The sequence below is a fragment of the Paenibacillus sp. J14 genome (assembly GCF_000518465.1).
Taxonomy (GTDB): Bacteria; Bacillota; Bacilli; order Paenibacillales; family Paenibacillaceae; genus Fontibacillus; species Fontibacillus barengoltzii.
The window spans coordinates 1-22053 of sequence record NZ_JADQ01000057.1; the positions used below are offsets into that span (position 1 = coordinate 1).

20 protein-coding genes are annotated in these 22053 nt (G+C 54.6%); 14 read left to right on the forward strand and 6 right to left on the reverse strand.

Annotation, left to right across the window (positions count from 1 at the left end):
- Positions 1–541: 541 nt before the first annotated feature.
- Positions 542–2296: an alpha-amylase family glycosyl hydrolase gene (locus M891_RS0118285; RefSeq protein ID WP_036700946.1), complete on the reverse strand. Its 1755-nt coding sequence runs from the start codon at positions 2294–2296 to the stop codon at positions 542–544.
- Positions 2297–2775: 479 nt separating this feature from the next.
- On the opposite strand from M891_RS0118285, the gene M891_RS0118290 reads away from it, so the two are divergent.
- Positions 2776–4167, forward strand: a complete 1392-nt coding sequence (locus M891_RS0118290) for an L-cystine transporter (protein WP_028539820.1) — start codon at positions 2776–2778, stop codon at positions 4165–4167.
- A gap of 238 nt (positions 4168–4405) precedes the next feature.
- On the opposite strand, the gene M891_RS0118295 is transcribed toward M891_RS0118290, so the two are convergent.
- Genes M891_RS0118295 through M891_RS0118305 form a run of 3 tightly spaced genes read right to left on the reverse strand, consistent with a single transcriptional unit; the run spans position 4406 to position 6650 of the window.
- Positions 4406–5674: a hypothetical protein gene (locus M891_RS0118295; RefSeq protein ID WP_028539821.1), complete on the reverse strand. Its 1269-nt coding sequence runs from the start codon at positions 5672–5674 to the stop codon at positions 4406–4408.
- Positions 5675–5685: 11 nt separating this feature from the next.
- On the reverse strand, positions 5686–6171 hold the full coding sequence (locus M891_RS0118300; RefSeq protein ID WP_028539822.1) for a prepilin-type N-terminal cleavage/methylation domain-containing protein: 486 nt from the start codon (positions 6169–6171) through the stop codon (positions 5686–5688).
- Positions 6168–6650: a type IV pilus modification PilV family protein gene (locus M891_RS0118305; protein ID WP_028539823.1), complete on the reverse strand. Its 483-nt coding sequence runs from the start codon at positions 6648–6650 to the stop codon at positions 6168–6170. The genes M891_RS0118300 and M891_RS0118305 overlap by 4 nt, the downstream gene beginning before the upstream one ends.
- 247 nt (positions 6651–6897) lie before the next feature.
- Between M891_RS0118305 and M891_RS0118310 the strand changes: the two genes are divergently transcribed.
- From M891_RS0118310 to M891_RS0118355, 10 genes are all read left to right on the forward strand, one after another.
- On the forward strand, positions 6898–8577 hold the full coding sequence (locus M891_RS0118310) for a GspE/PulE family protein (protein ID WP_028539824.1): 1680 nt from the start codon (positions 6898–6900) through the stop codon (positions 8575–8577).
- Positions 8574–9635 carry a type IV pilus twitching motility protein PilT gene (locus M891_RS0118315; RefSeq protein ID WP_009223945.1) on the forward strand — a complete coding sequence of 354 codons (1062 nt, stop codon included), beginning with the start codon at positions 8574–8576 and terminating at the stop codon, positions 9633–9635. Before M891_RS0118310 ends, M891_RS0118315 begins: the two co-directional genes overlap by 4 nt.
- A gap of 52 nt (positions 9636–9687) precedes the next feature.
- Positions 9688–10896: a type II secretion system F family protein gene (locus M891_RS0118320; RefSeq protein WP_028539826.1), complete on the forward strand. Its 1209-nt coding sequence runs from the start codon at positions 9688–9690 to the stop codon at positions 10894–10896.
- Positions 10897–10947: 51 nt separating this feature from the next.
- Entirely contained in the window at positions 10948–11397 is a 450-nt protein-coding gene (locus M891_RS24155) for a prepilin-type N-terminal cleavage/methylation domain-containing protein (RefSeq protein WP_009223947.1), read from the forward strand.
- A 17-nt stretch (positions 11398–11414) separates the two neighbouring features.
- Complete coding sequence (locus M891_RS24160) at positions 11415–12092, forward strand: prepilin peptidase (RefSeq protein WP_051417100.1); 678 nt, start codon at positions 11415–11417, stop codon at positions 12090–12092.
- The gene (gene pilM / locus M891_RS0118335) at positions 12059–13018 is read left to right on the forward strand and encodes a type IV pilus biogenesis protein PilM (RefSeq protein WP_009223949.1); all 960 of its coding nucleotides are present in this window, start codon (positions 12059–12061) and stop codon (positions 13016–13018) included. Before M891_RS24160 ends, pilM begins: the two co-directional genes overlap by 34 nt.
- The gene (locus M891_RS0118340) at positions 13015–13560 is read left to right on the forward strand and encodes a hypothetical protein (protein ID WP_028539827.1); all 546 of its coding nucleotides are present in this window, start codon (positions 13015–13017) and stop codon (positions 13558–13560) included. The genes pilM and M891_RS0118340 overlap by 4 nt, the downstream gene beginning before the upstream one ends.
- A complete protein-coding gene (locus M891_RS0118345; protein WP_028539828.1) occupies positions 13557–14261 on the forward strand; it encodes a hypothetical protein in 705 nt (234 codons plus the stop codon). The genes M891_RS0118340 and M891_RS0118345 overlap by 4 nt, the downstream gene beginning before the upstream one ends.
- A 149-nt stretch (positions 14262–14410) precedes the next feature.
- Positions 14411–14845 carry an NfeD family protein gene (locus M891_RS0118350; RefSeq protein ID WP_028539829.1) on the forward strand — a complete coding sequence of 145 codons (435 nt, stop codon included), beginning with the start codon at positions 14411–14413 and terminating at the stop codon, positions 14843–14845.
- Positions 14845–15780: an SPFH domain-containing protein gene (locus M891_RS0118355; protein WP_028539830.1), complete on the forward strand. Its 936-nt coding sequence runs from the start codon at positions 14845–14847 to the stop codon at positions 15778–15780. The genes M891_RS0118350 and M891_RS0118355 overlap by 1 nt, the downstream gene beginning before the upstream one ends.
- 143 nt (positions 15781–15923) lie before the next feature.
- On the opposite strand, the gene M891_RS0118360 is transcribed toward M891_RS0118355, so the two are convergent.
- A complete protein-coding gene (locus tag M891_RS0118360; RefSeq protein WP_028539831.1) occupies positions 15924–16598 on the reverse strand; it encodes a PspA/IM30 family protein in 675 nt (224 codons plus the stop codon).
- 46 nt (positions 16599–16644) lie between these two features.
- Positions 16645–16869, reverse strand: coding sequence for a PspC domain-containing protein (locus M891_RS0118365; protein WP_016313714.1), 225 nt, complete (start codon positions 16867–16869; stop codon positions 16645–16647).
- A 317-nt stretch (positions 16870–17186) separates the two neighbouring features.
- On the opposite strand from M891_RS0118365, the gene M891_RS0118370 reads away from it, so the two are divergent.
- The 3 genes from M891_RS0118370 (at position 17187) to M891_RS0118380 (ending at position 22024) form a co-directional block, all read left to right on the forward strand.
- The gene (locus M891_RS0118370; RefSeq protein WP_028539832.1) at positions 17187–18986 is read left to right on the forward strand and encodes a cache domain-containing sensor histidine kinase; all 1800 of its coding nucleotides are present in this window, start codon (positions 17187–17189) and stop codon (positions 18984–18986) included.
- Entirely contained in the window at positions 18979–20565 is a 1587-nt protein-coding gene (locus tag M891_RS0118375; RefSeq protein ID WP_028539833.1) for a response regulator transcription factor, read from the forward strand. Before M891_RS0118370 ends, M891_RS0118375 begins: the two co-directional genes overlap by 8 nt.
- Positions 20566–20668: 103 nt before the next feature.
- Positions 20669–22024, forward strand: a complete 1356-nt coding sequence (locus tag M891_RS0118380; RefSeq protein WP_028539834.1) for an ABC transporter substrate-binding protein — start codon at positions 20669–20671, stop codon at positions 22022–22024.
- Positions 22025–22053 lie beyond the last annotated feature (29 nt).

Consider the following 22053-nt stretch of genomic DNA (forward strand, 5'->3'; position numbering starts at 1 on the left):
CGATGAGGACTCGGAAAAGTGTTGATTTGAACCAAACCGCTTGTCAAAGAAGACGCTTGACAAGCTCACGCCGGAGCACGAGGCCCGGGAGCAAACGAAGGTTCGGGAGAGAATTTGCGTTGTCCGTTTGCACTAAGTTTTGAAAGAAACTGAACGTGCGTTTCTAGCTTGCAAGGGCTCTCCCTGACGAAGGCATAACATGTGGTAACCAACCCACGGATAGCAGCGTGCCGACCGTCGCTCGCATTTTTGCTCTCGCGCCACGTGCTCAGGCAGANTTAAAACCGAGGGCTTGACAAAAACGTTCATAGCAGCGGACTCAAATGCCGTTAATCCGCTGAATAGCGGGTTTCTCGAAAACTAACGGACCCAGGAGCCGCTATTTGCTGCTTGGATAGCTCCAAACGCTAGTTTTAGCCCGAATAACGTCACTGGAGTCCATTAGTTTTTGAAATATGCGAAAAATGAGCAAATAACGTCCATACAGTCCGTTACATTTAAAAAGGCCCTGCAGCTGTTTGTTAGCTGGCAGGGCCTTTTACTATTCTAATACCGCTGTTGAATACGCAGGCAGCGTCAGCGTATTGCCGCTGAGGCTGGCGCCTTCGCCTGTTTCCGCCAACAGCTTGGTGAAGCTCTTGCCGTCTGCTTGATTCGGATCCAAGGAGACCGTGAGCTCTTGACCGGTTAAGTTGTGAGCGACGAGCACCGCCTGGTCTTCTGTCAAGCGAACAAACGAGGTGATTCCCGGCTGATCCGTTGTATATTCCTGGATTGCACCGTCCTTTAACGCCGGAATTTCGTTACGCATCCGGATCAACTGGCGATAATGCGACAGCAGGGAGGCGGAGTCGCCGGTTTGCTCGCTTACGCTGAGGCCCTTGATGCCGGCATTGTTTTTGGCGGGCTCCCAGGTCGTTTGGCCTTCGCTGTCGTCCGGCGTCCAACGCATCGGCTCGCGAATCAGCTCGTCAGGCTTCGCCCCAAACATGCCAATTTCCTCGCCGTAATAGATGTACGGATTGCCGGGAAGCGTGAGCAGCAGGCTCGCGGCCATCTTCGCGTGCGGCACATCTCCCTCCAGCTGGGTCATGACTCGGTTCTGGTCATGGTTGGTCAAGAACGTAGCGTCGACGAAGTTGCCGCCGGATTTTTCGCTGTACAGCTTATACGTACGCTCCAGCGTAAAAGGGATGTTCGCGTCCTTTTCGTTCTTGACGCTGCTGAGGATCGTTTCGGCCAGGCCAAAGTTAAACCCGGAATCCAAGGCTTTGTCCAGATAGGAGGAGATCAGCGCTGCGGAAGGATCCCAGATCTCGCCAACGAGATAGGCGTCCGGCTTGACTTCGTTGAGCCCGCTGCGGAACTCCTGCCACCAAGCCACATTTTTGTTCGTGGTTTCTTGGCTCTTGTCGGTCAGCAAATCCTCGTAGATATGCTTCGCTGCATCCAGGCGGAACCCATCCACGCCTTGCTCCAGCCAGAATTGTCCGATCTCGATCATTTCTTTCCGTACTTCCGGGTTATCGAGGTTGAGATCCGGCATCCCGTCCCAGAAGATTCCGAGGTAATGGCCGCCGTTCAGGCTATGCCAAGGGTTGCCGCTTCCGGCGGCACTGGTGCCGGACACAGCACGGCCTTGATCCTCGGCCCAAACGTACCAATCCCGGTACGGGCTGTTTGGATCGGCAGCTGATTGGGTGAACCACGGATGCTCTTTGCTGGTATGATTGACGACCAGATCCATAATGACCTTTATCCCGCGCTTATGGGCCTCATTCAAAAACGTGCGGAAGTCATCCATCGTCCCGTAATCCGGATTGATGTCCCTGTAGTTGGTGACGTCATAACCGTGATAGCTTGGCGAAGGATTAATCGGCATCAGCCAGATGCCGCCAATCCCCAGGTCGGTATCCGTATCCGGGTTCCCATCATTTAAGTAGTCGAGCTTGCTGATCAGCCCCTTGAAATCCCCAATGCCGTCGCCGTCCGAGTCGGCAAAGGAACGGACAAAAATTTCATAAAAAACCGTAGAGGGTTGGGAATCCACCGCATTAGGTGCAGCGGCTTTCCCGCCTTCAGGGGGGTTCGGGCTTGTGGCTGCTGTATCGTTGGAATTCCCTTTTGGTTCCGAGGCGGTGCTCTTACTGCCCGGTGTATCGGTACAGCCGGCAAGCAGCATCGGCAGCAGCACCAAGAGCAGGATCAGGATCCGAAGCAGGTGCGGGGGAAACAACGGGACAGCGCTTCCATTTCGCCGCAGCTTCGTTCGCTGAAGAAGACTTGGGGTTTGCATCGAACATCTTCCTTTCGCAAAAGTACCTTTATTTCACCATCATACCTGAGCAACAAGAAAAATAAAACGTTTGCACAAGGAGAATTTAAGGAAATTTCAGTTAATATAAGTAAATTACATAATTATTAAGACGAAATCATTAGTTATCTCCATATTAATTAGATAATCGCCTGTTCTTATAATTGTTATTGAACAAAACCATGAAAATTTAGATTGGTATCCGTAAAAATGAATCTAATTTATCCCAATTATGCAATATATCAGTATGCAAACGTTAGAATTTGAGATGTGGGGATGAGGCAAAGTCTTACTGTGTGGAGCAGGGACAACCTTTGTAATTTAGTGACAAGCTGTGTGAAAGTTAATCCTATCAAAATACTTGTATATGTGTTATCATACGATTTGTAATTCGCAACTCGGCGTTTGCCTATCAAGGTGCGAACACGAATTTAAGGACATATTCAGGGGGAGATCAGGTTATGGATACCTTGCGTATTATCATTAATGTAGCCGTTATGCTCGTGCTGATCGGCGTTCTGATTTGGATGCAGAAGAAGCACATATCCTTTACCAAGCGGGTGTTTACCGGACTGGGGCTTGGGCTCGTGTTTGGAGTTATCCTGCAGGTGTCCTACGGCGCCGGCTCTGAGGTTATCGCGAAATCAACCGACTGGTTTAACCTGGCTGGGCGTGGTTACGTCGGGCTACTGCAGATGGTTGTTATTCCGCTGATCATGGTTTCGATTATTTCGGCAATCATGAATTTGAAGGGGAAACAAAACTTAGGTAAAATGAGCGGTCTGATCATCGCGGTATTGCTGATTACGACGGCGATTGCGGCCAGCGTCAGCATCGTGACCAGCTTGAGCTTCGATCTGAAGGCAATTGAAATCGAGGCAGGCGAACGGGAGCAGGCGCGCGGGGCGGCACTTGAAGACCGGCTGGGCACAGTGGAAGATAAGACAATTCCGCAGCAGGTGCTCGACTTCATTCCTACCAATCCGTTTGCGGATATGACCGGTGCGCGGAGCACCTCGACTTTGGCGGTCGTGATTTTCTCGGCATTTATCGGGGTAGCGGTACTTGGACTCGATAAGAAAAAGCCTGAGCAGGCGGATACGTTCCGCAAAATGGTCGAAGCGGTTTACACCGTTGTGATGCGGATCGTTACGTTGGTTCTGCGCTTGACGCCTTATGGGATTTTGGCGTTGATCACGAACGTCGCTGCTACGACCAACGCCGAAGAGATTTTGAAGCTGATCAAGTTCGTGGGAGCTTCGTATGTGGCGCTGATCGTGATGTTCATCATTCACCTGATTCTGTTGGCCGCCTTTGGCTACAATCCAATTCAGTATGTACGTAAAGTGTTCCCGACGCTGGTATTTGCGTTTACCTCGCGTTCGAGTGCGGCAACGATTCCGTTGAACGTGGAGACGCAAACGAAACGTCTGGGCGTTCCAGAAGGAATCGCCAACTTGTCGGCTTCGTTTGGTGCAACGATCGGACAAAACGGCTGCGCCGGGATTTACCCAGCAATGCTGGCTGTTATGATCGCTCCGACCGTTGGGATCAACCCGATGAGCTGGGACTTTATCCTGACCTTGATCCTGGTTGTAACGATCAGTTCGTTTGGGGTTGCCGGCGTTGGCGGCGGGGCTACGTTCGCTTCGCTGATCGTTCTGTCGACAATGAACCTGCCGGTTGCTTTGGCGGGTCTCTTGATCTCCGTCGAGCCGCTGATCGATATGGGCCGGACGGCGCTGAACGTCAACGATTCGATCACCGCTGGCGTAATCACCGGCAAGATTCTGGGCGAGAACGACACCGAGGCGTTCAAACGCGACGTGGACTTGGACGCTGTGACTGCTTAATACATCGCATGGGAAATGCAAACGAAAACCGCTGGGCGTATGCCCGGCGGTTTTTCTGTGTAGGGTACTTATGTCAGCCGCACGCTTCTCATGATTATCCCGTTGCATCAGTGGGGCGGGGATCACCTCACTCAATCCTTCCATTTCTGAACGAAAGGGATAATCATGGAAAGAGGAGCCAGAGGGGGGCACGAAGGTCACGAGGGTCATGAGATAGCGTTGGCCCTGTGAGTCCCCCTCAGTTAATAACAAAATATTTTTCCTCGAACTTGATCTCCGACGGTTTCTCGGGAGTTGCGGGGGAAGAAGCTGCACCGTTGATGGTTACTTTGTTGTTCCCGTTAATATGAAGCGCACCGTTCGTATAGATGTGGCCTGTTAAGGTCGAGGGGGCAGTCCCGTTGTTCACATTGACCGAACCCGCAGCGAATAAGGCAAATTGATTGCTGCCGTTTAAATTATTGATGTTGGAGGCTCCTGTGAGATAGATGTTTTGGGCGAACAGCGTACCGCTGGTATTCAAGGAGCTTCCATAAAAATCGCCGGTGATGTTCACCGTAGGTTCGCTGTTAAAGTTGGTGGTTCCGTTCACTTTAATTAAGCTGCCTTGCAATTTCATATTGTTTCCGTTGTTGATCAACAAATCCCCGCTAATGTAAATGATCCCGCTGGCCACGATAGACGAATTGGCTTCCATCGTAACCCCGCCTTTTACCCAGAGGTCGCCGTCCACCTTTAAAGCAACGCTGGGCATCAATTTGATCGCACTTAATACGGTTGATTTCGTGAACTGGGTGTTAGTTCGAACCTCGAAGTCCAGTTGTGTCGCCGGGGTTGCAAAAAGGGCCGATTTCGTCGTCTTCAGGTCCTGATCGAGCTGATTCACGATGGAGGTGATATCTAATCTTTTTGGCGGAGTTAGACTCGATCCCGGCAAGGTAGGGGATACAAGGACACCGTTAATGTGGGACTGGTTGTTGGCTACTGCTCCAGCCGAATAGACATTCCCGTTGATCGTCGTTCCGCTCAAAGCCGTGGACCCAAAGCTAACTACGGCGTACTCGCCCGTTCCGGTTCCCGGAGAAGGGTCGGTAGGAGTGAAGGCGAGCGTAATCTCCACCTTTCGCCGGAAGGTTTGCGTGATTTTGTCCGATACCCCATCGGCTCTGACAACGGCAACGTACCGCTGGTTTTCGGTGTCCAAGGTGACTGTCTCAGCCTCTACATAGGGGGCGGCAGCGGCTTGCACGTCTTCCAACGTCACTTTGTCCCTATCGCTCAGCGCCATCACGGCCGCCCGCAAATCGGAAAGCTTGATCAGCAGCTTCGTTTCGCCGTCGGCTTGGGCGGAGACGATATCTTCGGAGACGTTCACCATCCCTTGAGAATTCGTTACCGACTGCACGACCAGCGTGCCGATCACGAGCAGCATGGCAACTAAGAGCAGCACAGAGATTAAAGCATAACCTTGCTCTTGGCGGATTGTGGCTAGTCCTCGTTTTGTCATCCACACGCACCTCACGAAATCAGTTTGATGGAAACGAACAGATAGATTGGCTCGACCTCGGGCTCATTCTTTAGCGCCACTTGAAGGTTCACCCACAGATCGTTAGGGCCTTTGGAAAAAGTGGTGCCGGTTAAATCCAACCTCTCGTCGCTGAAACGTTCGCCGTTGAGGAGAAGCTGTCCCCCGACAAGCTGAAAGCGGAGCGTCTGGGTCGTTTCCGTCAGCGCATCGGTGACCACTTCCGCTTGAAATTGCGTAAAGGTGCCCGAGCCCGAAATGGACACGGCGTTTCTCAGCTTGGTCTGAAGGGCTGAACTGAGTGTGATCGCTTCGTTCCGAAGCTGGGTTTCATGGTTAACCCGTCCAAAAGCGAACAGCGATGTGGTCAGCACGGTAGACACCAGGACGACCAGCAATCCGGATAAAGCCAAGGCGGCCAGCAGCTCCACCAGCGTAATTCCGTCTTCCCGGTGAATCAGCCGCAATCGATGCTTCATGACGAGCCCCCTCCGGCGATTGCGTAGTTTTTCTTCACAGCCCCGGTTATCGAGACTTTGTGTCTATATTCGCCTGCGCCCTGGGATGGGTCAGGCTGCCAATAGGCTGTTACGGTGATGTACAGAATGTCAGGATGGGAAGGATAGTCCGAATGATGGCTGCTCACCTCGGTTTCTAGCAAATAGATTCCGCGAGTGATATTCGGCAGCGTCCCCGGGGATCGGCTGGCCCAAGTCTGCAGCTGCGAAAACCCCATCGCTTGCACCTCGTGCAGTCGGGCGTTCGCCAGATGGGTTGCGGATAAACGCTGATTCGTAAGTCTGCTCTGCGATGCACTGTTCGAGAAATAAGATAACAAAGCTAAGCAGACGACGGAGAGAATCACTAACGCCAGGGCTACCTCAAGTAAGGTCAGACCGTCTTCCCGCGCAAATGCCCGGAGAAGAGGTGATTTTTTTTGTCTATAGGCAGGTTCCATGACCGTCCCCTCGCTTTCAAAACGGGATACATATGCAGAGTGTTGTTAATCGATAGAGAGTTCTGTCGACCTATGTAATCTAGGTATATTTTACTATAAAAATGATAGCATCGTTTTAGTGAAAGGTATATAATCGGTATTAAATTACTACGATTTATTTTTCTGGAACTATTTTTGTTTACTCTAAATAGGACAATAGAACTATTAATTAAATCGCATGAAAACTCCAACAGGGATGAGGTGAACCATGTACACGATCAAGAAAAGGTTGGGTGAACTTCTGCTGGAATCCGGAATCATCACGGAGCAGCAGCTGCAAGCCGCTTTGGAGGAACAGCAGCGCACCAGAAAAAAGCTTGGTGACGTGTTGTTAGCACAAGGCGTCTTGACGGAGCACCAGCTCATCGAGGTGTTGGAATTTCAGCTGGGTATTCCTCATGTCACACTATCCAGGTTTCAAATTGATACGAAATTAAGCCAGGTCATTCCGGAGCAAATGGCCAGACGGTATCAAGTGCTTCCGATCCGCGTAGACGGACGTAAACTCATGGTTGCAATGGCCGATCCTTTGGATCTGTTTATCATCGACGACCTCAGAATGAGCACCGGCTTTACGATCGAACCGGCGATTATTTCGCGGGGCGAGCTGCAGCGGGGCATTGCCCGGTTGTATGGTCTGCAGGACTCCATGAATGAAATGATCAAGGATCTTGGGGCCGGCACCGCTCAAATTGAAGTTGAAGATGCGGTGATTCAGGGTGAGGATTCGCCTGTCGTCCGGCTGGTGCAGCAAATGATTGAGCAGGCGGTGCGCCTTGGCGCCAGCGACATTCACGTCGATCCGATGGAGACCCAACTGGCGATCCGTTATCGGATTGATGGACAGCTGCGCAATGAGCGGACGATTCCGAAGTCGATGCAAGGCGTCATCATCGCGAGGCTGAAGATTCTCGGCAACCTGAACATCGCTGAACGGCGGTTACCGCAGGATGGCCGGATCAAAATGCTGGTGGATGGCCAAACGATCGATATCCGTTTGTCGTCGCTGCCAACCGTCCATGGAGAAAAAATCGTCATGCGGCTGCTCGACCTTGCCGAAGGCGTGAAGGGCTTGGACAAGCTGGGCATGACGGAGCAGACGTTAAGCCTGTTCCGGCGCATGATTGAGAAGCAGCACGGCATGGTTCTGCTGACCGGGCCAACGGGGAGCGGGAAGACGACGACCTTGTATTCGGCCCTGCAGCACTTGAACCGGGAAGAAACGAATATCATTACGGTCGAAGATCCGGTGGAGTACACGCTGGACGGCGTGAACCAAATGCAGGTTCATCCGGCTGCCGGATTGACGTTTGCCAGGGGGTTGCGCTCCATCCTGCGTCAGGATCCCAACATTATCATGGTGGGGGAAATCCGCGATCTGGAAACGGCGGAGATTGCAATTCGTGCTTCTTTAACCGGGCATCTCGTATTTTCGACTTTACATACCAATGATGCGGTGAGTACGGTCGTCCGGCTGCGTGACATGGGGATCGAGCCGTACTTGATCGCCTCGTCGCTAATCGGGATCGTGGCCCAGAGGCTGGTGCGCTGCATCTGCCCGGACTGCAAAACGGCCTATACGCCAGATCGGCAGGAAATGATTTATCTGGAGCGTCTCGGCATTCAAACGGACAAGCTGTACCGCGGCAACGGCTGCGGCACCTGCGGCAAAACCGGCTACCGTGGCCGGATGGCGGTGCATGAAGCGCTGCTGATCAGCGACGACCTGCGCACGGCGATTGTGGAAGGCCGCTCAATTCATGAGCTGCGCCGGATGGCGAAGGAGCAAGGGATGACGCCGTTGTTTGCCGACGGGATCCAGAAAGCGCTGGAGGGACAAACCACCTTGCAGGAAATCATCCGTGAAGTGGAAGAGGGAGAGCGATGAATCAAGGACCGATCGTGACGGACGGGACGTTTAACGGACTGTTGAAGCAGGCGTTTGATGCCGGCGCCTCCGATTTGCACGTGACGGTGAATTCGCCTCCGGTGCTGCGCATCGATGGAGCGCTTCGCGCCCTGGACGGAGAGCTGCTCTCGCCGTCCATGCTGGAGCAGATCGTGCAAGAGCTGATGAGCCCGGCGCAGTATAAGAAATTCACGGAGTTCGGGGAGCTGGATTTCTCTTACGGCGTGCCGGGCCTCTCCCGGTTTCGCATCAATGTCTTCCGGCAGCGGGGCTCGATCAGCATCGCGGCCAGGGTCATTTCGCCTTCGATCCCGCCCTTCGAAACGTTAAATTTGCCGCCGGTGCTGTTGAAGCTGGCGCAGAAGCCGCAAGGGTTGTTTCTGGTTACCGGCCCGACGGGAAGCGGCAAATCAACGACGTTGGCTTCGTTGATTGACCATATTAATCATACCCAGCGCAAGCATATCGTAACGCTGGAGGATCCGATCGAATACTTGCACCGCCACGACAAGTCGATCATTAATCAGCGGGAGGTGGGGCTGGATACGTTGTCTTTTGATAACGGACTGCGGGCTGCGCTTCGTCAAGATCCGGATATCATCTTGGTTGGCGAGATGCGCGATCCGGAGACGATTCGGACGGCCATCACGGCGGCCGAAACCGGTCATCTCGTCTTTGCCACCTTACATACGGCGGACGCTCCGCAAACGATCGATCGGATCATTGATGCTTTTCCACCGGCCCAGCAGGGGCAGATCCGGATTCAGCTGGCTTCGGTGTTGCTGGCAATCCTATCGCAGCGGCTGCTTCCGTCCCGCAGCGGGAAAGGGCGGGTGTGCGCGACGGAATTGCTGCTCAATCCGCCGGCGGTCGGCAACCTGATCCGGACGGAGAAGGTGCACCAAATTCGAAGCGTGATGCAGACAAGCTCCCAGCTTGGGATGCACACGCTGGAGATGAGTCTGCGTGAGCTGCTGCGGCAAGGGGCCATTGATGAGGCTGCAGCCCGGCCATACCTAGCGGAAAGCCCTCATTAATTCACGAGGTTAAGTAAACAGCAGATGTGTGAAGCGGAAGGACAGATGGAAGATGCCCCAGTACGTATATCAGGGCAAGGATGTGGTGGGGAAGCGATGCAAAGGGGCTCTGCAAGCCCCGGATCGGCCAACCGCGCTTGCCGAACTCAAGAGGCAGCAAATCGTAGTAACGGGTCTGCGTGAGCAGCGCGAGACGGTGTGGAATAAAGAGTTTTACCTGGGCAGCCCGGTGAAGAACGAGCAGTTCGTCGTGTTTTGCCGGCAGTTTGCCACGATGATTAAGGCGGGAATCTCGATCGTGGAGGCGACCGCGATCTTAGCGGAGCAATCGGAAAGCAAACCGCTGAAGAAGACGCTGGCTGAAGTAACCGCCGAGCTCCGTAAGGGCAATACGCTCTCCGGGGCGGTCGCGGCGTACCCGCGGATTTTTCCGTCGATCTTTGTACATATGGTTCGCGCAGGGGAAGAGGCAGGCAGCATGGAAGAGACGCTGGAGCGGCTGGCGGTGTATTTTGAAAAAGCGCATGTCACGCGGGAGAAAGTGAAGTCCGCGATGACCTATCCGCTGATCGTCAGCGTGATGGCCGTGTTTGTGATTATCTTCCTGTTGAAATTTATGATTCCCCGCTTTCAAGCGATGTTCGCTGAATTAGGCGGTGATTTGCCCGCGATTACGAGGTTTACGCTTACCCTCAGCCGCAGTGTGGAACAGCATTGGATCGTATGGCTGCTGGCCACTTTGGCGGCGGTTGCCGTGATCTACCTGCTCTTGAAGTGGGAGCGAGGGGCGTATGCTTGGGATTATATCAAGCTCAAAGTCCCCGTGTTCGGGATGCTCAATCGGAAAAGCGCGATCGCCCAGATGACGCGGACGTTGTCTTCGTTGTTTGCCAGCGCGGTGCCGGTGCTTCAAGCCTTGGCGATCGTAGAGAAGGCCGTCGGCAACAGGGTGATCGGAGCGACGCTGCAGGAATGCCAGGCATCGCTGCGCCAAGGACGGCCGCTGTCAGAGCCGCTGCGCCAGTCGTGGGTGTTTCCGCCGCTGGTCACCCAGATGATTCGGGTTGGCGAGGAGACCGGTTCGATCGATGCGATGCTGGGCAAGGTGGCCGATTTTTACGAACGGGACGTTGAGAACACGGTGGACAAGCTGAAGCAGCTGATCGAGCCGGCGATGATTTTGCTGCTGGCTGGCGTGGTTGGATTTATCATTGCTTCGGTAATGATCCCGATGCTTAGTATTTATCAAAGTATCAGCTGAATTGGGTTGAGCTCACGAAGTGAAGCAAATTATTTTAGGAGGTTAATTATTATGACAGCACTTATCCAACGGATTCAACGATTGCGCAAGGAAGAGAAGGGGATTACGCTCGTCGAGTTGCTGGCCGTTATCGTCATTATCGGGGTGATCGCTGCAATCGCGGTGCCTTTGATTTCCGGGTTGTTGAACGATACGAAGGAGAATGCCAGAACAGCAACGGCAAACCAGCTGTATGAAGCGGCGAGATTGAGATCGATTACGAAAAACAACGGGGAAGTTACAGGGACGCATAAGCTGTCCGACTTGGTTAGTGAAAAATACATCCAGAGCGGAATTACAGATCCCAAAACCGGGGCGGCATTAGGCGACAATACTTCCGTAAATCTGGATAATTGGAATACGGAGAATGCTGTAGTCACGTTGATCATCGGCAGTGATAGCGTCAGTTTTAAAACCTCTGAATTAAAAGCAGGTAAGAAGCTTGCTTCTTCTACAGACTGAAGCGGATGGACGCGAATATGATCCTGACGGCGCTGAATGTTGCCGGTGGGCTGGCCCTGGGGCCGGTCCTGGCGTGGTACGGGCGCCGGCTGGTGGCGAAGCGCGGGCTGCTGCGCGCAAGCAGCAGCCAAGCCGCAGGCCCGGCAGCGGGCGAAGCGGCCGCCGCCCTTGGGACGGCGGCGCTGTTCGCGCTGATGCACCTGCAATTCGGTGCATCGGGCGCATGGGCGCTCGGCCTGCTGCTGAGCGCGCTGGCCGTGCTGTGCGCGGTCACTGACCTGACCGCGCATATTATCCCCAACGGCGCCGTCCTAGGCTTCGGCGCCGTGCTGCTCGTCGCCGCCCCGCTGGCGGGCGGCGTGCCGTTGTGGAGCCAAGCGCTGGGCGCGCTTGGCGGCGGCGGTCTGCTGCTGCTGATCGCCCTCCTCACCTCCGGGAAAGGGATGGGGATGGGCGACGTGAAGCTGCTGACCGTCTTTGGCTGGGTCGTCGGCTTTCCCGGCGTGCTCCTGGCCTTGTTTCTGGCCAGCGCAGCCGGCGCGGCCGCCGGACTGCTGCAGCTGGCGTGGGGCCGCAGAAGACGCGGCCAGACGCTGGCGTTTGGTCCCTTTTTGGCAATCGGCACCCTGGTGGTTTACATGTATGGAAAGGAGATCATCCATTGGTATCTGCAAAACGTCATTCCTTTTTACTAAACCGGCGGTCGGCCCACATTGGGATTACGATCGATGAGGATGGAATCCGTTTCGTCAAATTTGACGCCAAACGTGGCATCGTAGAACGGGCCGGCTTGCTGCCGGTGGATGCCGAACTGAACGAGGACGGGGTTCCCGACGTGTCCGGCTTCACCGAGATGGTGAAGCGCTGGGCGAACCGCCGGGGACTAGCCGGGAAGAAAGTTCGTCTAGCGGCGCCCACCTCCCAATCGTTTATCCGCTTGCTCCAGGTCCCGAAGGTGAGCAAAAGGCAGCAACGCCGCGTGACCGAACTGGAGATCGAAGGCAGCATTCGCCTGCCGTTTGAGGATCCGGTGATTGACTACCATTGGATCGAGGAGCGCGAGGAGGGGGAGGCGCTGCTCACGTTTGTGGCCGCCGTGCCGCGTCCGATCATTCAAGAGATGGTGTCTTCACTGGAACAAGCTGGACTTCGTCTGGAAGCGGTCGATTTGGCGGCCATTGCGCTGTCGCGCATCCTTCGGCAGCAGCGCCTGCTAGGGGAATCCGGCAATGTGATGGCGATTAATTTCAAAGCCAAAGAAGCGGAGGTCTATACCTACCACCAGGGGTTGCCTGATTTCGTGCGCACGTTTCCCTTGGAGCCGATGTCCGGGGACAAGCTGAATACGTGGCGGTATGGGGAGATCGTCTCCTCGGTGACCCGGATCATGAATTTCTATGAGTATACGCTGCATGAAGGGCATGAACGCGTGCAAGGCATCGTGATTGCCGGCGCCGCGCCGGACAAGCCGGAGATCGTGCGCCAGCTGTCGGCGGCTTTTGATCAGGTGAGCGTGTCCGAAGTGGACTTGTCCCCGTATTTTGCTGGACAGGAAATCGCCGACCAAGGCAGCTATGCGATTGCCCTTGGCCTCGCCATGAAGGGAGCGGAAGGCCGATGATCGATATCAATTTGCTCCCTCCCAAGCCGCGTCCGGCTTCCTCTGGAGTCCTTCTCCCGCTCTTGTTGCTGCTCGCCGGGCTTGGGCTTTGCGCTTACTTTGGGTATGCCTATTGGGGCGTTCACGAGACGGCTGCTGAATTAACTACGAGAATCGCCGAAACGGAACGGCAGCAGGCGGAGCTGCAAAGCGAACTGCAAAGCTTGGGGACTGCGGGAATCGGAGCGGCGGGCATCGAGTTGATCGAGAAGCTAAGCGGACAGCGGCCGGATGTGAAGGCGCTCATCACCAGCCTGGAAGCCCCGCTTCCCGCTGGGGGCACGTTGGAAACGGTACGCTTTCACGAGACCGTACTCACTTGGACGTGCCGATTCGCCAGCTTAAGTGAAGCTAGTGCCTATTCCACCGCGCTGCGTAAACAGCCGGAACTAAGCGGCGAGCTGATTCAATCGGTGAAAGAGCTGCCGGGGCGGGGGTATATCGGCACATTTGAGCTGAAGCCGGGAACGGGAACGACGGAACAGGCAGGTGACGGCGAATGAATACGGAACATCGCTCCGGATCGGCCGGAGCCCGCTGGATGCTGGTTGCTGCGCTGGTGCTGCTAGCGGCGGGATCATTTTATTTCTTCGGATACCGGCCGGAGATGGAGAAATCGGCGAACCTGGCGTCCGACCACGAAGCCAAACAATTATTTCTGCAAAAAACACAGGCGATTGTTGAGGCCAAACGGGCAGATGCAGCAGCATCGGACGCTTTGGCCGATACGGCCAAACGGGAGGCAGCGGTACCGGAGGAGCCCGACCGGGAAGGGATTTTGCTAGACCTGGAACGAGCGGCCAAGTCCTCCGGCGTACAGATTCGGGAGGTTGTCTTCGAAGGGCCGGAAAGCGGCGGGTCCTTTGCGGTTTCCGCTGATGCTGCGGCCGTAGACAATTCCTTGTCTCTGGACGGAAGTGTGTCCATTTTGAACAGTCTGCCCGCAGGTTCATCGTCGACAGACGGCGTTCCTTCTGCATTGGGGGCTTCCGGATTGTTAAATGAAGCGGAACTCAGTACGGCGGGGTTCACCGTGATGTCGCTGCAGCTTCAGCTCCGGGGGAGCTTGGCGGAAGTCAAAAACTTCGCCGCGGCTCTGCAGAAAGCCGACCGGCTCTATATCGTCGACTCCTTTGAATATGGAAGAGAAGAAGAGGTGGAGAGCAAAACGGCGGCGTTCCGGCTGTTGGCATTGTACCGGTAACTCAGTAAATCAGAGCTCTTTACGTTTGAATTAAGCATTCCGGCGGTGTGCTGGGGTGCTTTTTTTTCTATTTCCAGCGATTCCTTGATACTTTTTGGTATGTTTCCCGTATAAATAACTATAATGCTGAAAGGTGGTGCAACAGGGGGATGGAAATGTGGGCGATTTGGCTCATCGTCGCCGGAATCTTATTGGTACTTGAGATGATGACGATGACTTTTTACCTGCTATGGCTCTGCATCGGTTCGCTGGTTGCGGTAGTTGTAGCTTTGGTGGCCCCCGAAGCTTACTTCTGGCAGGTCGCTTTGGGCTGTCTGGTCGCCGTAGTCCTGACGGTGTTTACGAAGCCGCTTTCCAGAAAATTTCGCACAGCAAAAGGGTTTAAGGATATCGGTACCGAACTGGTAGGGAAGCAAGGCGTCGTTGTGGAATCGATTGAACCCGGTCAATACGGCATCGTGAAGGTTGGGGGAGATTCGTGGAGCGCGAAGGCCTCCGTCCCGATCGGCAGGGATGAGAAGGTTCGGGTGCTGGCGCGAAGCAGTACAATTATCGAAGTAGAAAGATGGGAGGAAATTACTTAATGCAATGGGCAATTATTGCGGTCATTGTTGTCGTTGTTGTCGTATTTGTCTCACTGACAGTCAAAATCGTACCGCAGCAACGAGTGGGTGTCGTTGAACGGCTCGGTAAATTTAACCGTTTGCTGACGCCGGGTCTGAACGTCCTGATCCCGATCATCGACCAGGTGCGGACGTATCACGATTTGCGGATTCAACAGACGAATGTGCCGCCGCAAACCGTCATCACCAAAGATAACGTACAGGTGCAGATCGACACGATTATTTTCTATCAGGTTGTAAATCCGGAACAAGCAACGTACGGCATTTCTGATTTTGTGTACGGGGTGCGTAACATTACAACAGCTACGCTGCGTCAAATCATCGGTAAAATGGAGCTGGACGAAACGTTATCCGGTCGGGAGAAGATTTCGACCGATATCCGGACGGCGCTCGATGAAGCGACCGAGAAATGGGGCGTGCGGATCGAACGGGTTGAAGTGCTGGACATCCGGCCGCCGGTGGATATCCAAGAAGCGATGGATAAGCAAATGAAGGCCGAACGGAACAAACGGGCGATCGTGCTTGAGGCCGAAGCTGCCAAGCAGGATATGATCTTGCGTGCGGAAGGTGACAAGCAAAGTAAGATCCTGAAGGCGGAGGGTGACAAGGAAGCTCGGATTCGCGAAGCCGAAGGCTTCCGTCAAGCCCAGGAGCTGGAGGCGCTGGGTCAAGCAAAAGCCATCGAGTCGATTGCCGCCGCCGAAAAAGCGCGGATCGAAATGCTGCGCGACGCCGCCTTAACCGAAGCTGTCTTGGCGTACCAATCCTTTGATGCGTTGAAGGAAGTGGCCAAGGGACCAGCCAACAAGGTGTTTCTCCCGTCGAATGCGATCGAGACGCTGGGAAGTCTCGGCGCGATTGGCGAAGTGTTCAAAACAGGCAAGGATGGCAAATAAGAAGCTCTCTCGCTCGGTATTGTCCCGGGGTGAAGACGGTTCATCCGCAGATATGCTACCTTGCCGCCGATCCCGGCTCGATGCCGGCCAAAATGAAAAGAACCGCCCGATCTGTTCGGGCGGTTCCTCTATATATGAACGGCTCAGGAATGCCGGTTCGACAATTGCTCCTTCAGGCGTTCCAGCTCTTCGTTGACGGCGGCGGACTGGGTAATCCCTGCATCCGCGACGCCGGCCGTTCTCCCGTAGCTGGAGGAGACTTCTTGCTGAGCCTCCCAGCTCAGAATTTTCTCTTCCATGCGCTCGAAGCCCCGCGCGGCTGCGCCGCTTTCGATTCCACGGCTGAAGTTCGGTCGTTCGGTCTCGGCTTTGATTTGGACTTTGCGGGCACGGGCTGCCAGCTCATTCCGTTTCTCCTTCAAGCGGGCGAACTCCGCTTTCCCTTCTGCAATGCGAATTTCCAGCTCGGCGACGCGGTCGCGGGCTTCCTGCGCCTCCTTCGCGTACAGCTGTGCTTGCTCCTCGTAGCGGATTTTCTCCGCAGCGGCATGGCGCGCCGTCACTTCATCCCCTTGCTCCAGGGCGGTCAAAGCCCGAATTTCACTTTGCTTGGCCAGATGGGCGATATCTGCGCTTTTTCGCTCCTGAACGGTCGCAGTCATTTGCTGCTCCTTCAACAATTTCTCCGCGGCGGCGATGTCGTCCTCCAGGTTGCGTAAGTATTGGCCGGTCATCAGGACCGGATCTTCCAGTTTGTTTAACACTTCATGAATGGATGCTTTAGCCAGATTGGCGATACGATCAAATACGCTGCTCATTGAAATCTCTCCTTTAGAGTTAATTAAGTTTGGGAACCTTCACCGATCAAAACGGAGCAAACGGGTCATCGTAGCTGTAGTTGCCGATCGGTTCCTTCGGAACGATCAAGCTCGCAATTAAGTACAGGGCAACGATGGTGCCAAAGCTGCAGAATAGCGCCACGATGGCGATCAGCCGCACAACTGTGGAGTCCATCCCAAACCATTGGGCGATCCCGCCGCACAGGCCGGTCAATTGCTTATCCGTTGCCGAACGATACAGTTTTCTCATGGTCAACCACTCGCTTTCATTTATTTTTAAGTCAATCAGGATTATTGAGTCTAAGTTCCTAATGCATCGATTGGGTTATCCGTTGTTCATGTCTTCATTCTACCGGGAATAGCGGCAGCGCATAACGGGCTGGGGACGGTTTGTGAACTGGACCTTGGTCGGGTCGCTCCCTCGTCTGGAAGTCGGGGCAGAGGCTTGGATGCGGGAGGGATTCTGGCTGATGAAATGAAAAATAGCTTGACGCCACGCCTATGTAAGCGCTTATTGCGGGAATTGGGCGTTTTCGTTATAGTGTTGTGCATAAGGGGGGGCGCCCGATGTTTTTTTCTTTGCGCAATCGGCTGATTGCCGTATTTGTCGTCTTATTGGTCATTTCCTTCTGTGTCATGTTCCTGATCAGCTATAACAAATCCAGCGCGATCCTGCGCTCTGACAGCGAAACGGCGGCATTGGAAAAAATGACGGCCTACACCGCACTCATCAACTCCACGATTGGCCAAATCTACGATTTCTCCTCAGTCATCTATAACAGTGACATCACGAATGAGTGGAGTGAATTTGTCTCCGATCCCACGCAGTCCGAAGGGCAGAAGATGCTGAAAAATATCCAGCTCAGCAAGTTTCTGACCCGGACGGTGAACAACTATTCCATCATCGCCACCGCCTCGATCTATCGCAAAGACGGGCTGTATGTCGGTCTGGACAACCGGATCTTGCAGGACCCGTCGTTTTTGGAGACGGACTGGTATCGAAATTTTTACGAGTCTGAGCAGCATTGGGCCCCGGCGGCGGTGGATCCGTTTGAACCGGTGCGTTTGAAGGAGCATGAGGTCATCAGCTTCCTGATCCCGATCGGGACGTTCAGCGTTTCCCAAGCTACCGCCATCATGAAGGTGAACGTTCGCGCTGAATACTTCAAGGACCCGCTCAGCCAGGTGCATCTCGGAACCCATGGTACGATTTTTTTGCTTAGCGGCGAAGGGGAACCGCTGTTAGGCCAGCCGTTATCGGATTTCAGCGAACCGGTCCTGAACAAGCTGGGGGAGATCCGGGAGCGGGGGCCGCGGGAAGGCGTATTTTATGCCAAACCTCAGGGCGAGGACATGATCTACGTCTACAAAAAACTGCAATTTAACGATTGGATGCTCGTTGGGGCGGTCTCGGAAAATGAACTGCTGGCCAACCTGATCAATCTGAAATCAGGGATTTTGGTGGCGACCGGGACACTGTTGGTGTTCGCTGTCCTTGCGGCCGTCTGGATTTCCTACAGCATTACCAAACCGCTGGGCGGCTTGGTGGCAGCGATGCGGCTTGTCCAGCGCGGGGAGTTCGCCCAGGCGGAGCAGCGTATTCCTGAGCGGCAGCAGGTGAACCATGAGGTCGGGTTCGTGACGGCCACGTTCCGTAACATGATTGTACGGCTGCGCGCCCATTTGAAAAGCGAGTTTGAATTGAAGCTGCGCCGGCAACAGGCGGAATATCGGGCGCTGCTGATGCAGATTAATCCGCATTTTTTGTTTAACACGTTGGAGTTACTCAGCAGTCTGGTGATCCAGAGGCGAACGGATGATGCAGTTGACGTTATCGAATCGCTAGGCAAAATGCTGCGCTTCTCGCTGAATGCCAAAAGCGATCTGATCCCGTTGCGTGACGAAGTGACGTATACCGAATCTTTCGCTGCGATTCTGCACCATCGGTTTGCGGAACAGCTGGTTTTGACGCTGGAGAACGCGGTGCCGGACCGTCCGGTGTATATCGTGAAGTTTATTTTGCAGCCGCTTGTGGAAAATGCCGTGAAATACAGTCAGGTCAAAAACGACGTTGCCGTTGTGCGCATCCGGATTTGGGAGGAGGATCAACGGCTGCTCTTGCAGGTGGCCGACAACGGAGTTGGCATGGAGCCGGACTTGGTGCGGCAGCTGAACGAGGAGTACCAGCATTCCCAACTGGAGCAGGTATTAAGCACCGGCGGGAGACAGATCGGCTTGCGGAATATTTTGGCCCGGTGTGCGCTTTATTATGGAGCTGGCTTTGCGTTTTCGATTCAATCGGCGCCCGGGGAAGGGACGACGATCACACTGAGTTTGCCGATAGGGGAGGGAAATGCGGATGTATAACGTGCTGCTGGTTGATGATGAACGGGAGATTCGTCAAGGACTAAGGCTAAAAATCGATTGGCAGCAGCTGGGCCTCCAGATCGCCGGGGAAGCGGGGAATGGTCAGGAGGCGCTGGAGTGGCTTCAGACCGGGGACTGCGACATTATCATTACCGATATGCGCATGCCGATCATGGACGGGGTGGAGCTGCTCGAAAGCTGTTCCCGGCAATATCCGGATATTCGTCTGATCGTGCTGACGGGATATGACGATTTTCAGTACGCCCATGCGGCGATCAAAAATCGCGCCAGCGACCTGCTGCTCAAGCCGGTGACGCGGAGCGAACTGGCCGGAGCCTTGGGCAGGGTCGCTTCTGAGCTGGACCGGGAGCGCTCGGCGCAGGCGGAGCGGAAGCTGGCGGAATGGAAGCTGTCCCGCTACCTGGAGGAAATGAAGGAGCAATTTATTCAGAGCGTGATCCGAGCTTATCCAGGCAGCAGCCACCTGTGGCCGGAACGGGTTCGGTTGTTTGGCTTAAATGAACTGGCGGAGCAACCGGTGCGTTTTGTGGCGATCGGGTTACCGCCGGCACCGGAAGAAGCGCCGGAGGAATCCGGCCTGCGTCTGCCGTTTGAGCTGCTTTGCCGCGAGCTGGCGGGTACAACCGGTTCTGCTCCCGGTATCCCGGTCTTTCGGGAAGCGAAGCATCCCGACTTGCTGTTTGCCATCGTGCCGGGCGATCCAGCCGCTGTGCAAAGCTTCTCCAGCCAAGTGGCTGATATTGTCCGCAGCTATTTGAAACAGAAGGCGCTGGTGATGGCCGGCGAACCCGTGCAAGGTCTGGAGGCATGGCGGGAGGGGTACCTTTCCTCCGTGCTGGCCTGGTATATGAGCCGGCACACGCAGCAAGCCGGAGCGGAGCCTACGCGGGGCCTGGCGGATCCGGCACAGCTGGCGGCCCAGGACAAGCTGAAGCTGCTGCAGCGGCATTTGGCCGACGGCCGCAAGGCAGCGTTTGAGAAGCTGGTGGAGGAGGAGCTCGCCGCCGCGCTGGCTTTCTCGCACCCGCAGTTTATCAAGCTGATTTTCCAATGCTGCTTGGCCATCGAAGCGGCAGCGGATGCCATGGGGCTTGCGCTGCGGGAGAAGGACGAGATCTGGTTGGATCCGGAGCGAGTATGGGGGCTCGGCACCGTATCCAAAGCCTGCGGGTTCCTGTATGGGCTGGCGGAGCCGCTGTTTTCGCTGAAGAAGGGGGACAGCACGAGGGAGGAGCCCTCCATCGTGGAAGCGATGAAGGAAATGATCGAGCTGAATTACATGAACGATCTGAACCTGTCGCAAATCGCCGAGCAGTACCACTATAACCTGTCTTATTTGTCCGATCTGTTTAAAACAAAAACCGGCAAATCCTTTCTCCAATACCTGACCGATGTACGCATGAACAAAGCGGTGCAGCTGCTTGACGAAACCCCGCTGTCCTTAAGCGATATCGCGGAGCTGACGGGCTTCTCCAATGCCAGCTACTTCAGCACGAAATTCAAGAAGGTATTTGGCATCAGTCCGTCCGAGTACCGGCAGAAGGATAAGAACATCTAAAAAAAGTAAAAGTCCAACGCCCAAAGAAATTGGATTCTTCTCCTTTTTTGTATGCGCTACCATTTAATCAGCAAGACCATTCTCATGAAGGGGGAAGGAAGAGATGAAGAAGACGAAGGCGATGTTGTTGGCCAGTTTGTTTCTTGTTACGGCCATCTTGGTCTCGGCGTGCGGCTCCGGTAACAACAATGCCGGGAGTGTAACTACGGGGAATACGAACCAGCCGTCGGAGGCAGGAGGCGCCGCCAGCGAGGAGCAAGTTGAGCTTCGCGTCATGTGGTGGGGGGACCAAACCCGGGCTGACATTACCACGGCCATGCTGAAGAAGTTCGAGGAGAAACACCCGAACATCAAGGTGATCCCAGAGTTCTCTCCTTTTGACGGATATTTCGATAAGCTGAATACGCAGCTGGCATCGGGGACGGCCCCGGACCTGTTTACGTTAGGGAGCAATATCTTGGAATATGCCACCCGGGATGTACTGCTGGATATCACTCCGTACGTCGGCAATGAAGTCGATACCAGCAAAATTTCGCCGCAGCTCATCAACGTGAATACGTTTGATGGTAAGCTGCGGGGGATCTCGATTGGGGCGAACTCGACAGCGATTCTTGCGAACACGGCGCTGTTTGAGAAAGCCGGTCTTCCTTTGCCGACGAAGGAATGGACTTGGGACGATTTTATCAAGATCAATGAACAGATTGCGGCTACCGGCAAAGACATTTACGGCTCTTACGATTATTCCGGCGAGATGGACCAGTTTGGGGTATATCTGACTCAGCGCGACAAGATGATTTACAATGAGCCGGAGAAGAAGCTGGGCTTCGAGGCGGCGGATGTCGCCGAGTGGTTTACGCTCTGGGAAGGCATGCGGAAAGCAGGCAGCATCGTAACGCCGGAGCTGCAAATCTCCGCTGATCCGGACGACACCAGCATGTCTCTGGTGGCAAAAGGCCAAGTGGCGATGCAGTTTATTCCGACAAACCAATTTGCTGATTTCCAAAAAATGTCCCAAGATAAGCTGACGCTGATTCCAGTTCCGATGGGACCCAACGGCAGCATGATCTCTGTTCAATCGAGTCAAAACATCGTGGGCTATGCCAATACCAAGCATCCGAAGGAAGTCGCGATGCTCATGGACTTCTGGGTGAACGATCCCGATGCGGCGAAGATCCTCGGCAACAACCGCGGTGTGCCGGTCTCCTCGGAGATGCGGGCCGTTCTAAAGGCGGAAGCCTCCGAAACGGATAAAGTGGTCTACGATTACCTGGATATCGTGGCGGTGGATGATGTTGACCTGCTTTACAACGTTCCGGGCTCCAACGAGTTTAAGCAAGAGCTGCTGAAAGCCAGCCAGAACGTGGCGTTCGGACGGATGGACATCGCGAAGGCGGCAGATGATTTTTATGCACAGGGACAAAAAATCTTACAGGCGAACTTGAGCGCTACGACAAATTAACCAGCCTGTCACAAGGAAGAGGGGAACCG

Coding starts and splice junctions, on each gene's coding strand:
- M891_RS0118285 (WP_036700946.1), bottom strand. CDS start 2,296: ATGCAAACCCCAAGTCTTCTTCAGCGAACGAAGCTGCGGCGAAATGGA.
- M891_RS0118290 (WP_028539820.1), top strand. CDS start 2,776: ATGGATACCTTGCGTATTATCATTAATGTAGCCGTTATGCTCGTGCTG.
- M891_RS0118295 (WP_028539821.1), bottom strand. CDS start 5,674: ATGACAAAACGAGGACTAGCCACAATCCGCCAAGAGCAAGGTTATGCT.
- M891_RS0118300 (WP_028539822.1), bottom strand. CDS start 6,171: ATGAAGCATCGATTGCGGCTGATTCACCGGGAAGACGGAATTACGCTG.
- M891_RS0118305 (WP_028539823.1), bottom strand. CDS start 6,650: ATGGAACCTGCCTATAGACAAAAAAAATCACCTCTTCTCCGGGCATTT.
- M891_RS0118310 (WP_028539824.1), top strand. CDS start 6,898: ATGTACACGATCAAGAAAAGGTTGGGTGAACTTCTGCTGGAATCCGGA.
- M891_RS0118315 (WP_009223945.1), top strand. CDS start 8,574: ATGAATCAAGGACCGATCGTGACGGACGGGACGTTTAACGGACTGTTG.
- M891_RS0118320 (WP_028539826.1), top strand. CDS start 9,688: ATGCCCCAGTACGTATATCAGGGCAAGGATGTGGTGGGGAAGCGATGC.
- M891_RS24155 (WP_009223947.1), top strand. CDS start 10,948: ATGACAGCACTTATCCAACGGATTCAACGATTGCGCAAGGAAGAGAAG.
- M891_RS24160 (WP_051417100.1), top strand. CDS start 11,415: ATGATCCTGACGGCGCTGAATGTTGCCGGTGGGCTGGCCCTGGGGCCG.
- M891_RS0118340 (WP_028539827.1), top strand. CDS start 13,015: ATGATCGATATCAATTTGCTCCCTCCCAAGCCGCGTCCGGCTTCCTCT.
- M891_RS0118345 (WP_028539828.1), top strand. CDS start 13,557: ATGAATACGGAACATCGCTCCGGATCGGCCGGAGCCCGCTGGATGCTG.
- M891_RS0118350 (WP_028539829.1), top strand. CDS start 14,411: ATGGAAATGTGGGCGATTTGGCTCATCGTCGCCGGAATCTTATTGGTA.
- M891_RS0118355 (WP_028539830.1), top strand. CDS start 14,845: ATGCAATGGGCAATTATTGCGGTCATTGTTGTCGTTGTTGTCGTATTT.
- M891_RS0118360 (WP_028539831.1), bottom strand. CDS start 16,598: ATGAGCAGCGTATTTGATCGTATCGCCAATCTGGCTAAAGCATCCATT.
- M891_RS0118365 (WP_016313714.1), bottom strand. CDS start 16,869: ATGAGAAAACTGTATCGTTCGGCAACGGATAAGCAATTGACCGGCCTG.
- M891_RS0118370 (WP_028539832.1), top strand. CDS start 17,187: ATGTTTTTTTCTTTGCGCAATCGGCTGATTGCCGTATTTGTCGTCTTA.
- M891_RS0118375 (WP_028539833.1), top strand. CDS start 18,979: ATGTATAACGTGCTGCTGGTTGATGATGAACGGGAGATTCGTCAAGGA.
- M891_RS0118380 (WP_028539834.1), top strand. CDS start 20,669: ATGAAGAAGACGAAGGCGATGTTGTTGGCCAGTTTGTTTCTTGTTACG.